An 18,932-nucleotide genomic window follows, 5' to 3' on the forward strand; every position below is an offset into this window, starting at 1 on the left:
GGACGGCACGATCGCCCGCGGTGGGATCGGTACGGTCGTCCACGGTGGGGAGGACACGGTCGTCCGCGGTGGGATCGGTGCGCCTGTCCGCGGCGGGGACGGTACTCATCACGCTTCCCCGTCCGGCGTGAGCAGGTCCGCCACGTCCAGCACGTGATGGCCCCTCATCGACGGCAGGCAACTGCCCCGTGCCGGGCCGATCGCCGTCGACCAGGGGAGGGGGATCGCCGCCGCGCCGCACGTGGCGCCGGACAGCGCGCCCGCCACCGCCGCCGTCGTGTCCGCGTCCCGGCCCATGTTCACCGCGCAGAGCACCGCGTCGCCGAAGTCCCCGCGCGCCACCGCGTACGCCCCGAACGCGAGGCCCACCGCCTCCGGCGCGAGGTCCGTCCAGGGGTAGCCGCCGATGACCACCGCGGAGCGCACCGCGCGTTCGCCGCGGTCCGCGACCGCCACCGCGCGGCGCAGGGAGCGGGACGTCCAGGAGTCCTCGGGGATGACCGAAAGGGCCGCCCCCACCACCGCCTCCACCGGGGCGCCCGCCATGGCCGCCGCGACGCCCGCCGCCACCGCCCGGCCGCCGTAGATCCCCTCGCCGTCGTGGCTGACGGAGCCGTCGATCGCGACGAGGCGGGCCGCTTCGTGCGGGTCGCCCGCCGCGAAGACGCCGAAGGGCGCGGCCCGCATCGCGAGGCCGTCGCTCCACGCGTGCCGGTGCTGGGCGGAGATCGGGGCGGCGAGGCCTCTGCGCAGGTTCTCCAGGGTGCCGCGTTCGCTGAAGCCCGCACCGCGGAACGGCCCCTCGTCCAGGTCCGCGATCCACCGGTGCCAGGCCTTCTCGACGTGCGCGACCGTGAGCGCGGAGCCGTGCCGGGCGAGCAGCAGCCCGGAGAAGATCGCGTACTCGGTGTCGTCCGTGCCCGCCGGATGTTCGGCGACGTATCCCGTGATGCGGCCCCAGCGGCGGCGGATCTCGGACGGCTTCATGTTCTCGGCGGGCGCGCCGAGCGCGTCGCCGACCGCGAGGCCGAGCAGCGCGCCGCGCGCCCGCTCGCGGAGGTCGTCGGCGTCGCCGGGCGCCGGGACCGCGGGAACACATGCGATGGACGCCATGCGGTGCCTCCCTGGTGCGCGGACCGCCCGCCGGGGGCGGAACCGCTGGACGGGTGGTGCTTGGTGCATCCCTGCCACGCCGGGCGCTCAAAAGAGCATGCGTGAGCTCAGATCACCCCTTCGCGCCTCCCGGGGGTGCGGACCGCCGTGCCCGGGTGGACCCTTCTCCACCCACCTCCGCGGCGCGTTTTCGCAGGTAAGTACGGCCTTCCTTGCTGGCGGGAGATTTTTTTCGCGCGTACTTTCGAGGTCGTCCAACACATACGAGGGGGCTCACCATGGCGATCATCGAGACCGAAGCGGCACTGCACGAGGCGCACCGCGACAACCACACCCACCGCGATGTGAACGGCGGCTGGCTGCGTCCGGCGGTCTTCGGGGCGATGGACGGACTCGTCTCCAACCTCGCGCTGATGACCGGCGTCGCCGGCGGCGCGGTGTCGCGGGAGACCATCGTCATCACCGGCCTCGCGGGGCTCGCCGCGGGCGCCTTCTCGATGGCGGCGGGCGAGTACACCTCCGTGGCCTCGCAGCGCGAGCTCGTCCAGGCCGAGCTGGACGTGGAGCGGCGCGAGCTGCGCAAGCACCCGCAGGACGAGGAGCGTGAGCTCGCCGAGCTGTACGCGTCGCGCGGCGTCGAGCCCGACCTGGCCCGCGAGGTCGCCCGCCAGCTGTCCAAGGACCCCGAGCAGGCCCTGGAGATCCACGCCCGCGAGGAGCTGGGCATCGACCCGGGCGACCTGCCCTCGCCGACCGTCGCCGCGGTGTCGTCCTTCGGCTCGTTCGCGCTGGGCGCCCTGCTCCCCGTACTGCCGTATCTGCTGGGTGCCACCGTGCTGTGGCCCGCCCTGCTGCTCGCGCTCATCGGGCTCTTCGCCTGCGGTGCGGTGGTGGCGAAGGTGACCGCGAGGTCCTGGTGGTTCAGCGGTCTGCGGCAGCTCGCGCTCGGTGGAGCGGCCGCCGGTGTGACGTACGTCCTGGGCAGTCTGTTCGGTACCGCCGTAGGATGAGCCTTTGCAGGCCTATGCGGGACTCTGCATAAGTAGCCGTTACTCGGCGGTTTCGACACCGTGATCACGGGGCATGAGCCGTAAGCGCTGCGGGCAATGAGGCCTGTGCCGCGCCGGGCCTTCGGTCATGGATCTGCCCGCAGAGGTCCCCCTCGAACCGCTCCCACCTTCATGAGCGGTGTCCACATGGTGGAACCAGCTATCCGCTTTTCGAGAAGCGTTCCATCATGTAATCTGCACGAAATTTTGCCAGGGCCAACGTCGTCCCTTGCCACATGTAGTTGCCCCGACGACGACGGGAGTGCCGATGCGTACCCACGCCTGGTCGCCCATGGACGGTCGCCCCGCCCCCCAGGGCATGTACGACCCCCGCAACGAACACGACGCCTGCGGTGTCGGATTCGTGGCCACCCTTACCGGTGTGGCCAGCCATGAACTGGTCGAACAGGCGCTGACCGTACTGCGCAATCTCGAGCACCGCGGCGCCACCGGCTCCGAGCCGGACTCGGGTGACGGTGCGGGCATCCTGCTCCAGGTTCCCGACGCCTTCCTGCGCGAGGTGGCCGGATTTGAACTGCCCGCGGCAGGCGCCTACGCCGTCGGCATCGCCTTCCTGCCGGTCGACACCGCGGGCACCACGGACGGCGCCGTCTCACAGATCGAGACGATCGCCTCCGAAGAGGGCCTGACCGTCCTCGGCTGGCGCGACGTCCCCGTCGCCCCCGAACTTCTCGGCGCCACCGCCCGCTCGACGATGCCCGTCTTCCGACAGGTCTTCGTCGCCGACGGCGACACCCAGGGCCTGGAGCTGGACCGCAAGGCGTTTGTGCTGCGCAAGCGCGCCGAACGCGAGGCGGGGACGTACTTCCCCTCCCTCTCGTCCCGCACCATCGTCTACAAGGGCATGCTGACCACCGGCCAGCTGGAGCCCTTCTTCCCCGACCTGTCCGACCGCCGTTTCGCCACGGCCGTCGCGCTCGTCCACTCCCGTTTCTCGACGAACACGTTCCCGAGCTGGCCGCTCGCGCACCCGTACCGCTTCGTCGCGCACAACGGCGAGATCAACACCGTCAAGGGCAACCGCAACTGGATGCGGGCCCGCGAGTCGCAGCTCGCCTCCGAGCTCTTCGGCAACGAGAGGCTCGACCGGATCTTCCCGATCTGCACGCCCGACGCCTCCGACTCCGCGTCCTTCGACGAGGTGCTCGAACTCCTCCACCTCGGCGGCCGTTCGCTGCCCCACTCGGTCCTGATGATGATCCCGGAGGCCTGGGAGAACCACGCCTCCATGGAGCCGGCACGCCGCGCCTTCTACCAGTACCACTCCACGATGATGGAGCCCTGGGACGGCCCCGCCTGCGTCACCTTCACCGACGGCACCCAGGTCGGCGCGGTCCTCGACCGCAACGGTCTGCGCCCGGGCCGCTACTGGGTCACCGACGACGGCCTCGTCGTCCTCGGCTCCGAGGTCGGCGTCCTCGACATCGACCCCGCGAAGGTCGTCCGCAAGGGCCGCCTGCAGCCGGGCCGCATGTTCCTCGTCGACACCGCCGAGCACCGCATCGTCGAGGACGACGAGATCAAGGCCGGACTCGCCGCCGAGAAGCCCTACCAGGAGTGGCTGGAAGCCGGCGAGATCGAGCTGTCCGACCTGCCCGAGCGCGAGCACATCGTGCACACGCACGCCTCCGTCACGCGCCGCCAGCAGACCTTCGGCTACACCGAGGAAGAGCTCCGCATCATCCTCGCGCCGATGGCCAAGACCGGCGGCGAGCCGCTCGGCTCCATGGGCACGGACACCCCCATCGCGGCCCTCTCCGCCCGCCCGCGGCTGATCTTCGACTACTTCACGCAGCTGTTCGCGCAGGTCACCAACCCGCCGCTGGACGCCATCCGCGAAGAGCTCGTCACCTCGCTGCACAGCTCGCTGGGCCCGCAGGGCAACCTGCTCGACCCGACCGCCGCGTCCTGTCGCAGCGTCACCCTGCCCTTCCCGGTGATCGACAACGACGAGCTCGCCAAGCTCATCCACATCAACGCCGACGGCGACATGCCCGGCATGAAGGCCGCGACGCTCTCCGGCCTCTACCGCGTCGGCGGCGGCGGCGACGCCCTCGCCGCCCGCATCGACGAGATCTGCACCGAGGCCGACGCCGCCATAGAGGCCGGCGCCCGCCTGATCGTGCTCTCCGACCGGCACTCCGACGCCGAGCACGCGCCGATCCCGTCGCTGCTGCTCACCTCGGCCGTCCACCACCACCTCATCCGCACCAAGCAGCGCACCCAGGTGGGCCTGCTCGTCGAGGCGGGCGACGTCCGCGAGGTCCACCACGTGGCCCTCCTCATCGGCTACGGCGCCGCGGCCGTCAACCCCTACCTCGCGATGGAGTCCGTCGAGGACCTCGTCCGCGCGGGCACCTTCCTGGAGTCCGTCGACGGCGGCGCCGAGCAGGCCATCCGCAACCTCATTTACGCCCTCGGCAAGGGCGTCCTGAAGGTCATGTCCAAGATGGGCATCTCGACCGTCGCCTCCTACCGCGGCGCCCAGGTCTTCGAGGCCATCGGTCTCGAAGAGGCCTTCGTGGAGCGGTACTTCAGCGGTACGACGACGAAGATCGGCGGCGCCGGCCTCGACGTCATCGCCCAGGAGGTCGCCGCCCGGCACGCGAAGGCCTACCCGGCCTCCGGCGTCCCCTCCGCGCACCGCGCCCTTGACATCGGCGGCGAGTACCAGTGGCGCCGCGAGGGCGAACCGCACCTGTTCGACCCGGAGACGGTCTTCCGCCTCCAGCACTCCACGCGCGGCCGCCGCTACGACATCTTCAAGCAGTACACGGGCCGCGTGAACGAGCAGTCCGAGCGCCTGATGACGCTGCGCGGACTCTTCGGCTTCAAGTCGGGCCGCCCCTCGATCCCCATCGACGAGGTCGAGCCCGTCTCGGAGATCGTCAAGCGGTTCTCGACCGGCGCGATGTCGTACGGCTCGATCTCCCGCGAGGCGCACGAGACCCTCGCCATCGCCATGAACCAGCTGGGCGGCAAGTCCAACACCGGTGAGGGCGGCGAGGACCCGGAGCGCCTGTACGACCCGGCGCGCCGCTCCTCCATCAAGCAGGTCGCCTCCGGCCGCTTCGGTGTGACCAGCGAGTACCTCGTCAACGCCGACGACATCCAGATCAAGATGGCGCAGGGCGCCAAGCCCGGCGAGGGCGGCCAGCTGCCCGGCCACAAGGTCTACCCGTGGGTCGCCAAGACGCGTCACTCGACGCCCGGCGTCGGCCTCATCTCGCCGCCGCCGCACCACGACATCTACTCCATCGAGGACCTGGCCCAGCTGATCCACGACCTGAAGAACGCGAACCCGCAGGCGCGGATCCACGTGAAGCTGGTCTCCGAGGTCGGTGTCGGCACGGTCGCCGCGGGCGTCTCCAAGGCCCACGCGGACGTCGTCCTCATCTCCGGCCACGACGGCGGCACCGGCGCCTCCCCGCTGACCTCCCTGAAGCACGCGGGCGGCCCCTGGGAGCTCGGCCTCGCCGAGACCCAGCAGACGCTGCTCCTCAACGGCCTGCGCGACCGCATCGTCGTGCAGACCGACGGCCAGCTGAAGACCGGCCGCGACGTCGTCATCGCCGCGCTGCTCGGCGCCGAGGAGTTCGGTTTCGCCACCGCGCCGCTCGTCGTCTCCGGCTGCGTCATGATGCGCGTCTGCCACCTGGACACCTGCCCGGTCGGCATCGCCACGCAGAACCCGGCGCTGCGCGAGCGCTTCTCCGGCAAGGCCGAGTACATCGTCAACTTCTTCGAGTTCATCGCCGAAGAGGTCCGCGAGATCCTCGCCGAGCTGGGCTTCCGCACCATCGAGGAGGCCGTCGGCCACGCCGAGCTCCTCGACACCGAGAAGGCCGTCAGCCACTGGAAGGCGCAGGGCCTGGACCTGGAGCCGCTGTTCCACGTGCCGTCGCTGCCCGCGGGCGCCGTCCGGCACCAGGTCACGATCCAGGACCACGGCCTGGAGAAGGCGCTCGACAACGAGCTGATCAAGCTCGCCGCCGACGCGCTCGCCGCGAACAGCGCGACGGACGCGCACCCGGTCCGCGCGCAGGTCGCCATCCGCAACATCAACCGCACGGTCGGCACCATGCTCGGCCACGAGGTGACGAAGAAGTTCGGCGGCGCGGGTCTGCCCGACGACACCATCGACATCACCTTCACCGGCTCGGCGGGCCAGTCCTTCGGCGCCTTCGTGCCGCGCGGTGTGACGCTGCGCCTGGAGGGCGACGCCAACGACTACGTCGGCAAGGGCCTCTCCGGCGGCCGTGTCATCGTCCGCCCGGACCGGGGCGCCGACCACCTCGCCGAGTACTCGACGATCGCGGGCAACACCATCGCGTACGGCGCGACCGGCGGCGAGCTGTTCCTGCGCGGCCGTACCGGCGAGCGGTTCTGCGTCCGCAACTCCGGCGCGACCGTGGTGTCCGAGGGCGTGGGCGACCACGGCTGCGAGTACATGACCGGCGGCCACGCGGTGATCCTCGGTGAGACGGGCCGCAACTTCGCGGCCGGCATGTCGGGCGGCATCGCGTACGTGATCGACCTCGACCGCGACAACGTCAACGCCGGGAACCTGGCGGCCGTCGAGCCGCTGGACGAGACCGACAAGCAGTGGCTGCACGACGTCGTGCGCCGCCATCACGAGGAGACGGCCTCCACCGTCGCGGAGAAGCTCCTGGCGGAGTGGGACACGGCCGTGGACCGCTTCAGCAGGATCATCCCCAGCACGTACAAGGCAGTGCTCGCCGCCAAGGACGCCGCCGAGCGAGCCGGTCTCTCCGAGACCGAGATCACCGAGAAGATGATGGAGGCGGCGACCAATGGCTGATCCCAAGGGCTTCCTTAACCACGGCCGCGAGGTCGCGCAGACCCGCCCGGTCGGCGAGCGCGTCCAGGACTGGAACGAGGTCTACGTTCCCGGCTCGCTCCTCCCGATCATCTCCAAGCAGGCCTCGCGCTGCATGGACTGCGGCATCCCGTTCTGCCACAACGGCTGCCCGCTCGGGAACCTGATCCCGGAGTGGAACGACTACGCGTACCGCGAGGACTGGTCGGCGGCCTCCGAGCGCCTGCACGCCACGAACAACTTCCCGGAGTTCACGGGCCGCCTGTGCCCGGCGCCCTGCGAGTCGGCGTGCGTGCTCGGCATCAACCAGCCGGCCGTCACCATCAAGAACGTCGAAGTCTCCATCATCGACAAGGCGTGGGACGCCAACGACGTCAAGCCGCAGGCGCCCGAGCGGCTCTCCGGCAAGACGGTCGCCGTCATCGGCTCGGGCCCGGCGGGTCTCGCCGCCGCCCAGCAGCTGACCCGGGCGGGCCACACCGTCGCCGTCTACGAGCGCGCCGACCGCATCGGCGGCCTGCTCCGCTACGGCATCCCCGAGTTCAAGATGGAGAAGCGGCACATCAACCGCCGCATCGAGCAGATGCGCGCGGAGGGCACCAAGTTCCGCACCGGCGTGGAGATCGGCCGCGACATCGACGCGGCGAAGCTCCGCAGGCGCTACGACGCGGTCGTCATCGCCGCGGGCTCCACCACCGCCCGCGACCTGCCCGTCCCCGGCCGTGAGCTCAAGGGCATCTACCAGGCGATGGAGTACCTGCCCCTGGCCAACAAGGTCCAGGAGGGCGACTACGTCACCACGCCCGTCTCCGCCGAGGGCAAGCACGTCGTCGTCATCGGCGGCGGCGACACGGGCGCGGACTGCGTGGGCACCGCCCACCGCCAGGGCGCGGCCTCCGTGACGCAGCTGGAGATCATGCCGAAGCCGGGCGAGGACCGCGCCCCGCACCAGCCGTGGCCGACCTTCCCCATGCTGTACAAGGTCACCTCCGCGCACGAGGAGGGCGGCGAGCGGGTCTACGCCGTCAACACCACCCACTTCGAGGGCGACGAGGACGGCAACGTCCAGTTCCTGCACCTCGTCGAGGTGGAGTTCATCGAGGGCAAGCTCACCCCGAAGCCCGGCACCGAGCGGAAGATCCCCGCGCAGCTCGTCACCCTCGCGATGGGCTTCACCGGCACCGACCGCGAGAACGGCCTCGTGGACCAGTTCGCGCTGGAGCTCGACGAGCGCGGCAACGTCGCACGCGACGGCGAGTTCCAGACGAACGTCCCCGGTGTCTTCGTCGCCGGTGACGCGGGCCGCGGCCAGTCGCTCATCGTGTGGGCGATCGCCGAGGGCCGCTCGGCGGCGCGCGGCGTGGACCGCTTCCTCACCGGCGCGAGCGACCTGCCGGCCCCGATCCGCCCCACGGACCGCGCCCTCACCGTCTGACGGCCCGACCCGTACGGTTGATCCCGTACGACCCCTGAGACGTCCCGTACAACGGCGTACGGAACTGAGCGACGCCCGCCTCGTCCCCGACCGGACCTGAGGCGGGCGTCGTGGCGTTTGCGGCCGTTTGTGCAACCAGAGCGTTGCGTGGTGCGCAATGCTATGAGCGTATGTTGCGTCACCCGCAACCCTCATTACGGTTCGGCCGCTTATACCAATGGGTCTAGACCGCCCCCGTCTGGTGTGACCACAATCGCTCCCACCAATCGGAACCTGGAGGGGGCCGGCATGAATCGACGCGTCATCGCCGCTGGTTGTATCGCCATGAGTCTCGGACTGACCGCCACGGCGTGCGGTGGGGATGACGGCGACTCGGGCGACAAGGCCACCGACGGCAAGGGCAAGACCCTCACCGTGTGGATCATGGAGGGGACCAACCCCGACGCGCGCCCGTTCTTCGAGGAGGCCGAGAAGGCCTTCACCAAGAAGACCGGCGCCAAGATCAAGGTCGAGTACCAGCAGTGGGCCAGCGCCCAGAAGAAGTTCACGACCGCCATCGAGGGCGGCGAGGACCAGGTACCCGACGTCGCGGAGGTCGGCACCACCTGGGTGCCGCAGTTCGCCGAGACCGACGCCCTCGTCGACGTCACGGACGAAGTGAAGAAGTCGGGCCTGAACGACGACCTCGTCGAGGGCCTCAAGGACGCGGGCACGCTCGACGGCAAGCAGTACGGCATGCCCTGGTACGCGGGCGTCCGCTCGATCGTCTACCGCAAGGACATCTTCGAGAAGCACGACCTGAAGCCCCCGACCACGTGGAAGGAGCTCCAGGAGACCGCCAAGACGCTCAAGGAGAAGGAGCCGAAGCTCGTCTCCTTCCCGGTGGCGGGCGGCGCGGAGATGTTCGCGGCCCCCTTCGTCTGGGGCGCGGGCGGCGAACTCGCCACCGAGTCCGGCGGCAAGTGGAAGTCCGGCATCAACTCGCCCGACGCCATCAAGGGCATCGAGTTCTACACGGGCCTCGCCACCAAGGACAAGGTCTCCCCGGCCAAGGTCAACACCTGGACCGAGAAGGAGGTCGGCGACGCCTGGAACAAGGGCGAGATCGCCATGGCCATCGGCGGCAACTGGACCCCGAAGGCCATCATCGACGCCAACCCGGACCTCAAGGGCAAGCTCGGCGCGGTGCCGATCCCGGGCCAGAACGGCGGCATGAGCAAGTCCTTCCTCGGCGGCTCCTACCTGTCCACGTTCAACACGGACAAGAAGGAACTCGCCTGGGAGTTCGTGAAGCTGGTGACCACCGGCGAGTTCGCCGCCAAGTGGGCCGAGGAGACCAACTACTTCCCCGGCCAGAACTCCGAGCTGAAGAAGATCGAGGCGAAGAAGGACCCGCTCGTCGAGCCCTTCGCCAAGCAGATGCTGGAAGCCGGCGCGACCGTCCCCAAGACCAAGTCGTACGGCGAGATCCAGGCCTCCAAGGTCATCCCCGGCATGGTCCAGTCGATCCTCACCGGCAAGGCGTCCGTGAAGGAAGCGGCGGACAAGGCCGCCAAGGACATGGACGCGATCTTCGCCAAGGACGAGTAGACAAAGGCGAGTTCGGCACTGTGAAGGACTTACCGTGAAAGACACGCTCGTCAGCGGGGGGCCGAAGAAGATCCCGGCCCCCCGCGGCCCCCGGCAGCCCGACAGCGCCGCCGAAGCGGCCCGCCGTCGCAAGAGACTCATCACACTCACCCGCCCCTGGCTCCTCCTCGCACCCTCCCTCGTGGTCCTCGCGGGCCTGCTCCTGTGGCCGCTGATCCAGGTCGGCAAGCTCTCCATGGAGGACTACGAGGTCAAGTTCGGCGGCGGCGTCAGCACATTCACCGGCTTCGACCACTACAGCGACCTGCTCTCCAGCGGTTTGCTGTGGAAGACGGTCCTGCCCAACACCGTCTTCTTCGCCTTCGCCTGCGTCGGCCTCACCGTCGCGCTCGGCACCCTCGTGGCGCTGCTCCTCAACCGCCTCGGCGCCACCTGGCGGCTGATCTGCTCCATCGCGATCCTCGCCGCCTGGGCCATGCCGGCGGTCACGGGCACGTACGTGTGGATCTGGCTCTTCCAGCCGCAGGACGGCATGGTCAGCCAGATCGCCGGGTCGGTCGGCCTGATCGACCCGGAGACCACCAACTGGTTCACCGAGCGCGGCCCGTTCTACGCCATCGCCACGCTCAACGTCGTCCACCACGGCTTCCCGTTCGTCGCCATCACCGTCCTCGCGGGACTCATGACGATCCCCAAGGAGCTGTACGAAGCCGGGGAACTCGACGGTGCCAACGCCTGGCAGCGGTTCTGGAACATCACCGTGCCGACCATCAAGCCCGTCTTCCTCGTGGTGACCATCCTCTCCACGATCTGGGACTTCAAGGTCTTCACCCAGGTGTACCTGCAACCCGGCGGCGACGGCTCCAACGAAGAGGTCTACAACCTGGGCGTCTTCTCGTACATCCAGGCCTTCGCCAAGAACGACTACGGCACGGGCGCCGCGGCCGCGGTCCTGCTGACCGTGCTGCTCCTGGCCATCACCGTCGTCTACATCCGCACGCTGTTCCGCCAGGGGGAGGAGGACCTGTGACCACCCGCCGCACCACGCTCGCCTCGCGCATCGGCCTGCCGGCCGCCGTCGTCGGGCTCCTCCTCTTCACCCTGTTCCCGGTCTACTGGATGGTCTCCACGGCGCTCGACCCGAAGGCGTCGCTGCGCGGCTCGGACGTCCTGCCCAGCGGCATCAGCTTCGAGCACTTCGAGTTCGTCTTCGACAAGGGCAACTTCGGCACGTACCTGATGAACTCGGCGATCGTCGGCCTCGCCACCATCGCCGCGGCCGCGCTGCTCTCGCTCTTCGCCGCCATCGCGGTGGCACGGTTCAAGTTCCGCTTCCGCACCTCCGTGCTGATCATGATCCTGATCGTGCAGATGGTGCCCCTCGAGGCCCTCGTCATCCCGCTCTTCATCCAGATGCGGGACTACGACATGCTCAACTCCCTGCTGGGCCTGAGCATCGTCTACATCGCCCTCTCGCTCCCCTTCGCGATCTGGACGCTGCGCGGCTTCGTCGCCACCGTCCCCAAGGAGGTCGAGGAGGCCGCGTACATCGACGGGGCGTCCTGGCCGCGGATGTTCTGGTCGGTGCTGCTGCCGCTGGTCGCGCCGGGGCTCGTCGCCACCTCGATCTTCGCGTTCATCACGGCGTGGAACGAGTTCGTGTTCGCGTACACGTTCATGAAGGGCAGCGACAAGTACACGGCGGCCGTGGGCATCTACCAGTTCTTCGGTGAGAACTCCACGGCCTGGGGGCCGGTCATGGCCAGCTCCACGCTGGTGACCGTGCCGGTGATGGTCTTCTTCGTGATCGTCCACCGGAAGCTCGGCTCGGGTCTGGCGGCGGGAGCCGTCAAGGGCTGACCGTTCACGGAGAGGCGTCGGGTGGCCGCAGCGCGGTGCCCGGCGCCTCTTGGTGTGCAGGGACCCGCGTGCAGGGACCCGCATGCAGGGACTCGCATGTATTGACTAAAAGTCAATTCGGCGCCACTCTCTGGACCCGTACGCGGCCACAGGTCATCCCCCGGGAGGCGAAGTGAGCACCGAAACGCGGCAGCAACGCGAGCGGCTCGGCACGGAGCTGCGCGACGAACCACCGGAATCCTTCGGCCAGTTGGCGCCCGAGCAGCTCGCGACGCTGGCCGACGCACTGGAGCGGCAGCGCGAGAGCCGCGCCGCGGGACTGACCGAAGCGGCCGAGGAGGCACTCAAACTCGTGCCCGCCCTGGCCCGCGGCCCCGTCCGCCGCATCCTCTTCCGCTAGCCGAGCATCGCGAGGAGCCAGGAGTCAGCATGGACAAGCTGCGCGGCAGGGCCGAGACCCTCAAGATCGCCCACCTGCTCGACGTCGAACCGGACACCCTCACCTTCCTCCAGGACCTCCCCGTCGACGACGTACGCCGCTTCCGCACCCAGACCGTCGCGGCCCTCTTCGACCGGGCCCCCGACATGCTCGACCGCATCGCCGCCGCGACCAAGCTCGTGCCCTCCGGAGTCGCGGCCGCCATCTCGCAGAAGGCCCTCGGGCCGCGCCTGGCCGCCGCCGTCGCCGGACGCCTCGACCCCGCGCGCGCCGCCGACATCATCGAGAAACTCCCGGTGCCGTTCACCGCGGAGTCCTGCGCCCACCTCGACCCGCGCCGCATCGACGGCATCGTGGGCCGGCTCGACGAGAACCTGGTCGTCCGCATCGCCGTCGCACTCGCCGAGCGCGGCGACCACCTCACGATGGGCCGCTTCGTCGGCCACCTCCCCGACGCCGCGCTGCGCCGCATCCTGCCGCAGGTCGACGACGCGGTGGTGCTGAGAACCGGGTACGTGATCGACGCCCCCGAACGGCTGGGCCACATGCTCGACTTGCTGGGCGAGGAACGGCTGGCATCGATCATCGCCTCCGCCTCCGCGTCCGACTCCGACTCTGCCTCTGCATCTGCTTCTGCCTCCGCCTCCGCCTCCGCCTCCGCCGAAAGACTGTGGCCCGAGGCGCTGGCCGTCGCCGGCATGGTCACCGGCGCCCAGCGTGCCCGCATCGCCTCGCTCACCGCGGCCCAGCCGCGGGACCGCCTCGACACGCTCGTCCTGACGGTGGCGGAGCAGGACCTGTGGGAGTCCCTCCTGCCCCTGGTCGCGCTGCTGAGCGAGGAGGAACGGCGCGCGGTGGCCGAGCTGCCGTCGCTGCGGGGCGCGGACGTGCTCGGCGGCGTGGTCCGCGCGGTCGTCGCCACCGCCCTGTGGGCAGAGTTCCTTCCCCTCGTGGACGCGCTGCCCCCCGACTCCCGGAAAATCGTCGCCGACACGGCAGGCGCACTGCCCGAGCCCGACCTGGACGCGCTGGCCCGGGAGGTCGACAAACAGAACCTCTGGGAACTGGTCATGCCGCTCGTCGAGCTGATGGACGACGACGCGAAGACACGGATCTTCGCGCTGCCGGCGTTCCGCGAGCAGACGGGGTCGTAGCGGCCGAGGCGCGGGGCGGCCGTGCGGTAGTCCACCCGGCGGGCGCAGGATCGATTCGGCTGCCCCCGCGCGGGTGACAGCGCGCGTGCGCGGGCCGCCGACAGGGGAGGGCAGAGCCGGACCCGTCGACTCCCGGACGGGTCCGGCCACCCCCTGCGCCGGACGCCCCGGTCCGGCGCCCGTACGGAAACGGACCCCATGCGCCTTCGCCACACCGTCGCCGCCGCCCTCGGCGCGCTCACGCTCGTCGTCACCCTGCCGACCTCCGCGAGCGCCGCCACCGGTGACTTCTCCTACACGTTCGTGGGCCTCGACGGCATGCCCCGGTCCGCCACGCTCCACGACCCGGAGAGCCCGTCCTGCGTCATGCTTCCGGAAGTCGCCGACCCGGACGCCTCCGAGCCCGCGTTCGCCCCGCACAACGACACCGATACGTGGGCGATGGTGTTCACCGAGGAGGACTGCACCGGCGACTCCTGGACGCTGAGGCCGCACGGCAACCCCGCCACGGACCGCCTCAAGCTCCGCTCGGTGTACTTCTCCGACCGTCACTGACACCCGGGACGGTCATCCCGTCGTCGAACCGCCGTCCACGGTGAACTCCGCCCCCGTGACGTACGACGAAGCGTCCGACGCCAGGAACAGCACCAGCTCCCCGACCTCCTCCGGGCGGCCCATCCTGCCCAGCGGCAGGTGCGACCAGTCCCGCCCGGCGGAGGCGGTGGAGATCATCGGGGTGTCGACCGCCCCCGGATGCACGGAGTTGACCCGCACCCGGTACTTCGCCAGGTCCAGCGCCGCGGAGCGGGTCAGCCCCCGCAGCCCGAACTTCGTCGACCCGTACGCCGCGTGTCCCGGGATGCCGACGAGCCCCGCCGTCGACGACACGTTCACGACCGACCCGCCGCCCGCCTCCTTCAGCGCGGGCAGCACCGCCTGGATGCCCAGGAACGGCCCCAGCAGATTGACCCGGAGCAGGGCCTCGAAGTTCTCGTACGTCTCGTCCTCCACGGACGCGGTCCGCCACAGCGCGGCATTGTTCACCAGGATGTCGAGCCGCCCGAACGCACCGAGCGCCCCCGCCACGGCCGACGCCCAGCTCTCCGCGTCCGTGACGTCGTGCCGTACGAACAGCCCCTGCCCGCCCAGGGAGCCGGCGACCGCCCGGCCCTCCTCCTCCCGTACGTCCGTCACCACGACCCGCGACCCGGCCGCCGCGAAGAGCCGCGCCTCCGCGGCCCCCTGCCCCCGGCCCGCCCCGGTGACGAGGACGACCTTGCCTTCCAGGCCGTGGTTCATGCCATCCTCCGTACGTCCGTATGTGCCGAATCGGCATGTGTCCAGCAGTCATATGTGCAAGGTGGAAGGGCGGGGCGGGACATGGGATCCGCGATCGATCTGCGCAAGGTGGAGGACTCGGCGCCGGCTCTGGTCAGCCTGTACAAGAGCGCCGGGGTCTCCCTGCGCAAACACGGCCTGGACGGGGTGCGCGCGGCCGTCTACCTCGTCGTCGACTACTCCGGCTCCATGAAGCCCTACTACAAGGACGGCAGCGTCCAGGCGCTCGCCGACCGCGTCCTCGGCCTCTCCGCGCACTTGGACGACGACGGGGTCGTGCCCGCCGTCTTCTTCTCGACCGACGTCGACGCGGTGACGCACATCGCGCTGGGCAACCACCGCGGCCGGATCGACGAGATCGTCGCCGGGCTCGGACACATGGGCAGGACCAGCTACCACCTGGCGATGGACGCCGTGATCGACCACTACGTGGACAGCGGTTCCACCGCGCCCGCCCTCGTCGTCTTCCAGACCGACGGGGGGCCCGTCAACAAGCTCGCCGCCGAGCGCTATCTGTGCAAGGCGGCGAGGCTTCCCCTCTTCTGGCAGTTCATCGGCTTCGGCGACCCGAAGAGCAAACAGTTCGACTATCTGCGCAAGCTCGACGAACTGGCCGTCCCCGCCAAGCGCCCGGTCGACAACGCGGGCTTCTTCCACGCGGGGGAGGACCCGCTCGCGGTGGCGGACGACGAGCTCTACGACCGGCTGGTGGGGGAATTCCCCGCGTGGCTCGCGGCGGCGCGGGCGGGCGGGATCGTCGCCCCCGTGTCCGGCCAGCACCCTTTCCGGCATTCCGGCTGCTAGCCCACCATGCGGTCGCGCAGCATCAGGATCGTGCGTGCGTCCAGGCCGAGCCCCTTGGCCAGATAGCCCTGGAAGCCGCCGTACCGTTGCGTGGCCTCCGTGAGGGCCGTGTCGAGGTAGTCGGCGCGGACCTCCTGGAGTGGGATGATCAGGTCCGGGTTCTGCATCAGCCCGCCCTGCTTCAGCGCCTCGCGGAGCTTCGCGTCGTACGCGGCCCGGTAGGTGTTGGAGGCCAGGTAGTCGCCGGCCGCGGTCCGCTCGGGGACGCCCACGAGACGCAGCAGCAGATACGTCGTCCAGCCGGTGCGGTCCTTGCCCGAGGTGCAGTGGTAGAGCAGCGGCGAGCGGCTCGCGGCGATGTCGCGCAGGGTCGCCGCGAACTGCGCGCGGTTGGCGGCGTCGGTGACGAAGGTGCGGTAGACGTCGCGCATGAACGCGGCCGCCCTTCCGTTGCCGAGCATCTCCTCCTGCTTGACCGGGTCACGGGAGCCGACGGCGGTGAGGAGCTGGGTGAACAGGCCGTTGTCGGTGATCGGCCGTGACGTGGGGGAGAGCCCGGCGGGCAGCCGGTCCACCCCGTCGTACCCCACCTCGGCGGGCACCCGGAAGTCGATGACCTTCGTCAGGCCGAGCTTCGCGATCGTGCCGAGGTCGGCGTCGGTGAGCTTGCTGAGGCCGTCGGCGCGGAAGACGCGTCCCTCGCGGACGCGCTCCCCGTCGTACGTCCGGTACCCACCCACGTCCCGGACGTTGACCGCGCCCTGGAGGAGCACCTGGCGGCCGGCCGTCTCGGAGGCGGCGGCCGCGTGGCGGGGCGCGGTGGGCGCCCCGGCTTCCGAGGGGGCCGCCCAGGCGGGCAGCGTGCCCAGGGCGAGCGCGGAGATCGCCAGTCCGGTTGCGGTACGGGTACGGGAGATACGCATCGGTCCGCCTTCCTTCGGCCTACCAAGCGATTGTTAGGCCGAAGGTAGCGATGTGATCTTGAGGGGGGAAGGGGTGTGCGCGAGGAGGTGCCGTGCGGACCGGTCCGTGAGCATGTTAGGGTTATGTGTTGCAGTTTTGGTACCCATGAACTTTATGTGCGCCTGACGGGAATGCTCCGAGGGCGCATTATTGTTTTTCCGGTTCTCTCCGGTATGGGGGTCATTGCAGCGCTGGAGTCACGCAATTCGGTGTGTCTCCATTCACTGCCCCTGTTGAGGAGATTGACATGGCAACCGGCACCGTTAAGTGGTTCAACTCGGAAAAGGGCTTCGGCTTCATCGAGCAGGACGGCGGCGGCCCCGACGTCTTCGCCCACTACTCGAACATCGCGTCCTCGGGCTTCCGTGAGCTCCTCGAGGGCCAGAAGGTCTCCTTCGAGGTGACGCAGGGCCAGAAGGGCCTGCAGGCCGAGAACATCGTTCCTGCCTGATCGTCGCAGCGCGCGAACCTCACAGCCGAGGCCCGCACCGGAAGGTGCGGGCCTCGGCTTGCGCTGTCATCGGGCCCAACCGGGCCCAGAGCCGCACCGGCTCAGAGGTCCGGAAGTCCAGCGACCAGGAAGGCATTACTGCATGAACCGCTCCGAACGCCCGGCACGCCCCGCCCGCAAGCGCCCCGCCACCGCAGGCGGAAACGCAGGCGGCAGCGCAGGCGGCAGGGGACGGCCGTCCGGCCAGGGGAAGGGCTCCGCGCAGTCCGCGAGGAAGTCCGGCAACCGCAGGCCGAAGCCGGTCCAGGGCGGCGAATTCGCCCTGCCCGAGAGCATCACGCCCGCCCTGCCCGCCGTCGAGGCCTTCGGCGACCTGGACATGCCCGAGGCCCTCCTGAAGACGCTGGCCGCCCAGGGAGTCACCGACCCCTTCCCGATCCAGGCAGCCACGCTCCCCAACTCCCTCGCCGGCCGCGACATCCTCGGCCGCGGACGGACCGGTTCCGGCAAGACCCTCGCCTTCGGCCTGGCCCTCCTGGCCCGCACCGCCGGGCACCGCGCCGAGCCGAAGTCGCCGCTCGCCATGGTCCTGGTCCCCACGCGCGAGCTGGCCCAGCAGGTGACGGACGCGCTCACCCCGTACGCGACGTCGGTCAACCTCCGCATGGCCACGGTCGTCGGCGGCATGTCCATCAGCCGCCAGTCCGGCACGCTGCGCCGCGGCGCCGAGGTCCTCGTGGCCACCCCCGGCCGCCTCAAGGACCTCATCGAGCGCGGCGACTGCGACCTGTCGCAGGTGCGCACGACGGTCCTCGACGAGGCCGACCAGATGGCCGACATGGGCTTCATGCCGCAGGTCACGGCGCTGCTCAAGCAAGTCGAGCAGGGCGGCCAGACGATGCTCTTCTCGGCGACGCTCGACAAGAACATCGACCGGCTCGTACGGATGTTCCTGACCGATCCCGTCGTGCACTCCGTGGACCCGTCCGCGGGCGCGGTGACGACGATGGAGCACCACGTGCTCTACGTCGCCGACGAGACGGACAAGAAGGCCGTCGCCATGCGCATCGCCGCCCGCGAGGGCCGCGTGATCATGTTCCTGGACACCAAGCGCGCCGTGGACCGCTTCACCAAGCGGCTCCTCGCCAACGGCGTCCGCGCCTCCGGTCTGCACGGCGGACGCTCGCAGCCGCAGCGCAACCGGACGCTCGACCAGTTCAAGACCGGCCAGGTCACCGCGTTGATCGCGACGAACGTCGCGGCGCGCGGCATCCACGTCGACGATCTCGACCTCGTCGTCAACGTCGACCCGCCCACCGACCACAAGGACTACCTCCACCGCGGCGGCCGCACCGCGCGGGCGGGCGAGTCCGGCAGCGTCGTCACCCTCGTCCTCCCCGACGAGAAGCGCGAGATGACGCGGCTCATGACCGACGCCGAGATCCGGCCGAACACGGCGCGCGTCACCTCCTCCGACGAGGAGCTGGTGCGCATCACCGGGGCGCGTGAGCCCTCCGGCGTGCCGGTGGTCATCGAGGTGCCGCAGCCGCAGCAGCAGCCCGCCGCACGGGGTGGCGCGCAGCGGCGCCGGCGTCCCCGTGGCGCCGGGAGCGCTGCGGCAGGCCAGGGCCAGGGTCAGGGGCAGCGCAGGGTTCCCCGTCAGGGTCAGGGCCAGGGCCAGGGCGGTCAGGGCGGCCAGGCCAGGAGCGGTTCCGCCGGAACCGGTGGCAGCGGCGGCGGACGTGCCCGCCGCGGTCGCGCCGGTGGCGGGGCGCAGGGAGGCCGCCGCTCCGCCGCGTGACACCGCTTCCAGCAGTACCCGTACGAAGTCGCGGCCCGCAGCCCCTGCCGAGGCTGCGGGCGGAAGAAGGAGCC

At 70.3% G+C, this 18,932-nt stretch carries 15 protein-coding genes; 12 read left to right on the forward strand and 3 right to left on the reverse strand.

Features of this window, described 5'->3' with window-relative positions:
* Nucleotides 1-108: 108 nt before the first annotated feature.
* The gene (locus tag AC07DO_RS05465; protein ID WP_479057251.1) at nt 109-1,113 is read right to left on the reverse strand and encodes an ADP-ribosylglycohydrolase family protein; all 1,005 of its coding nucleotides are present in this window, start codon (nt 1,111-1,113) and stop codon (nt 109-111) included.
* Between the two features lie 278 nt (nt 1,114-1,391).
* Between AC07DO_RS05465 and AC07DO_RS05470 the strand changes: the two genes are divergently transcribed.
* The 9 genes from AC07DO_RS05470 (at nt 1,392) to AC07DO_RS05510 (ending at nt 14,056) form a co-directional block, all read left to right on the forward strand.
* Complete coding sequence (locus AC07DO_RS05470; protein WP_479057253.1) at nt 1,392-2,123, forward strand: VIT1/CCC1 transporter family protein; 732 nt, start codon at nt 1,392-1,394, stop codon at nt 2,121-2,123.
* Between the two features lie 307 nt (nt 2,124-2,430).
* Nucleotides 2,431-7,005 (forward strand): glutamate synthase large subunit, encoded by a 4,575-nt coding sequence (gltB, locus tag AC07DO_RS05475; protein ID WP_479057255.1) that lies wholly within the window; start codon nt 2,431-2,433, stop codon nt 7,003-7,005.
* Nucleotides 6,998-8,458 (forward strand): glutamate synthase subunit beta, encoded by a 1,461-nt coding sequence (locus AC07DO_RS05480; RefSeq protein WP_479057257.1) that lies wholly within the window; start codon nt 6,998-7,000, stop codon nt 8,456-8,458. Before gltB ends, AC07DO_RS05480 begins: the two co-directional genes overlap by 8 nt.
* Nucleotides 8,459-8,746: 288 nt before the next feature.
* Nucleotides 8,747-10,048 carry a sugar ABC transporter substrate-binding protein gene (locus AC07DO_RS05485; protein WP_479057259.1) on the forward strand — a complete coding sequence of 434 codons (1,302 nt, stop codon included), beginning with the start codon at nt 8,747-8,749 and terminating at the stop codon, nt 10,046-10,048.
* 70 nt (nt 10,049-10,118) lie between these two features.
* Complete coding sequence (locus tag AC07DO_RS05490) at nt 10,119-11,078, forward strand: carbohydrate ABC transporter permease (RefSeq protein WP_479057535.1); 960 nt, start codon at nt 10,119-10,121, stop codon at nt 11,076-11,078.
* Nucleotides 11,075-11,908, forward strand: coding sequence for a carbohydrate ABC transporter permease (locus AC07DO_RS05495; protein WP_479057261.1), 834 nt, complete (start codon nt 11,075-11,077; stop codon nt 11,906-11,908). The genes AC07DO_RS05490 and AC07DO_RS05495 overlap by 4 nt, the downstream gene beginning before the upstream one ends.
* Before the next feature lie 172 nt (nt 11,909-12,080).
* Nucleotides 12,081-12,308 carry a hypothetical protein gene (locus AC07DO_RS05500; protein ID WP_479057263.1) on the forward strand — a complete coding sequence of 76 codons (228 nt, stop codon included), beginning with the start codon at nt 12,081-12,083 and terminating at the stop codon, nt 12,306-12,308.
* A gap of 29 nt (nt 12,309-12,337) precedes the next feature.
* Nucleotides 12,338-13,501 carry a hypothetical protein gene (locus AC07DO_RS05505; protein WP_479057265.1) on the forward strand — a complete coding sequence of 388 codons (1,164 nt, stop codon included), beginning with the start codon at nt 12,338-12,340 and terminating at the stop codon, nt 13,499-13,501.
* A gap of 198 nt (nt 13,502-13,699) precedes the next feature.
* Nucleotides 13,700-14,056, forward strand: coding sequence for a hypothetical protein (locus AC07DO_RS05510; protein WP_479057267.1), 357 nt, complete (start codon nt 13,700-13,702; stop codon nt 14,054-14,056).
* 12 nt (nt 14,057-14,068) lie between these two features.
* On the opposite strand, the gene AC07DO_RS05515 is transcribed toward AC07DO_RS05510, so the two are convergent.
* The gene (locus AC07DO_RS05515) at nt 14,069-14,800 is read right to left on the reverse strand and encodes an SDR family NAD(P)-dependent oxidoreductase (protein WP_479057269.1); all 732 of its coding nucleotides are present in this window, start codon (nt 14,798-14,800) and stop codon (nt 14,069-14,071) included.
* Between the two features lie 81 nt (nt 14,801-14,881).
* Between AC07DO_RS05515 and AC07DO_RS05520 the strand changes: the two genes are divergently transcribed.
* Nucleotides 14,882-15,643, forward strand: coding sequence for a vWA domain-containing protein (locus AC07DO_RS05520; protein ID WP_479057271.1), 762 nt, complete (start codon nt 14,882-14,884; stop codon nt 15,641-15,643).
* Here AC07DO_RS05520 and AC07DO_RS05525 read toward each other — a convergent pair.
* Nucleotides 15,640-16,566, reverse strand: coding sequence for a tyrosine-protein phosphatase (locus AC07DO_RS05525; protein ID WP_479057273.1), 927 nt, complete (start codon nt 16,564-16,566; stop codon nt 15,640-15,642). The genes AC07DO_RS05520 and AC07DO_RS05525 overlap by 4 nt on opposite strands.
* 287 nt (nt 16,567-16,853) lie before the next feature.
* Between AC07DO_RS05525 and AC07DO_RS05530 the strand changes: the two genes are divergently transcribed.
* Nucleotides 16,854-17,057, forward strand: a complete 204-nt coding sequence (locus AC07DO_RS05530) for a cold-shock protein (RefSeq protein WP_030362889.1) — start codon at nt 16,854-16,856, stop codon at nt 17,055-17,057.
* Between the two features lie 142 nt (nt 17,058-17,199).
* Nucleotides 17,200-18,858 (forward strand): DEAD/DEAH box helicase, encoded by a 1,659-nt coding sequence (locus AC07DO_RS05535; protein ID WP_479057274.1) that lies wholly within the window; start codon nt 17,200-17,202, stop codon nt 18,856-18,858.
* Nucleotides 18,859-18,932 lie beyond the last annotated feature (74 nt).

The organism is Streptomyces sp. NPDC045678 (assembly GCF_056432085.1).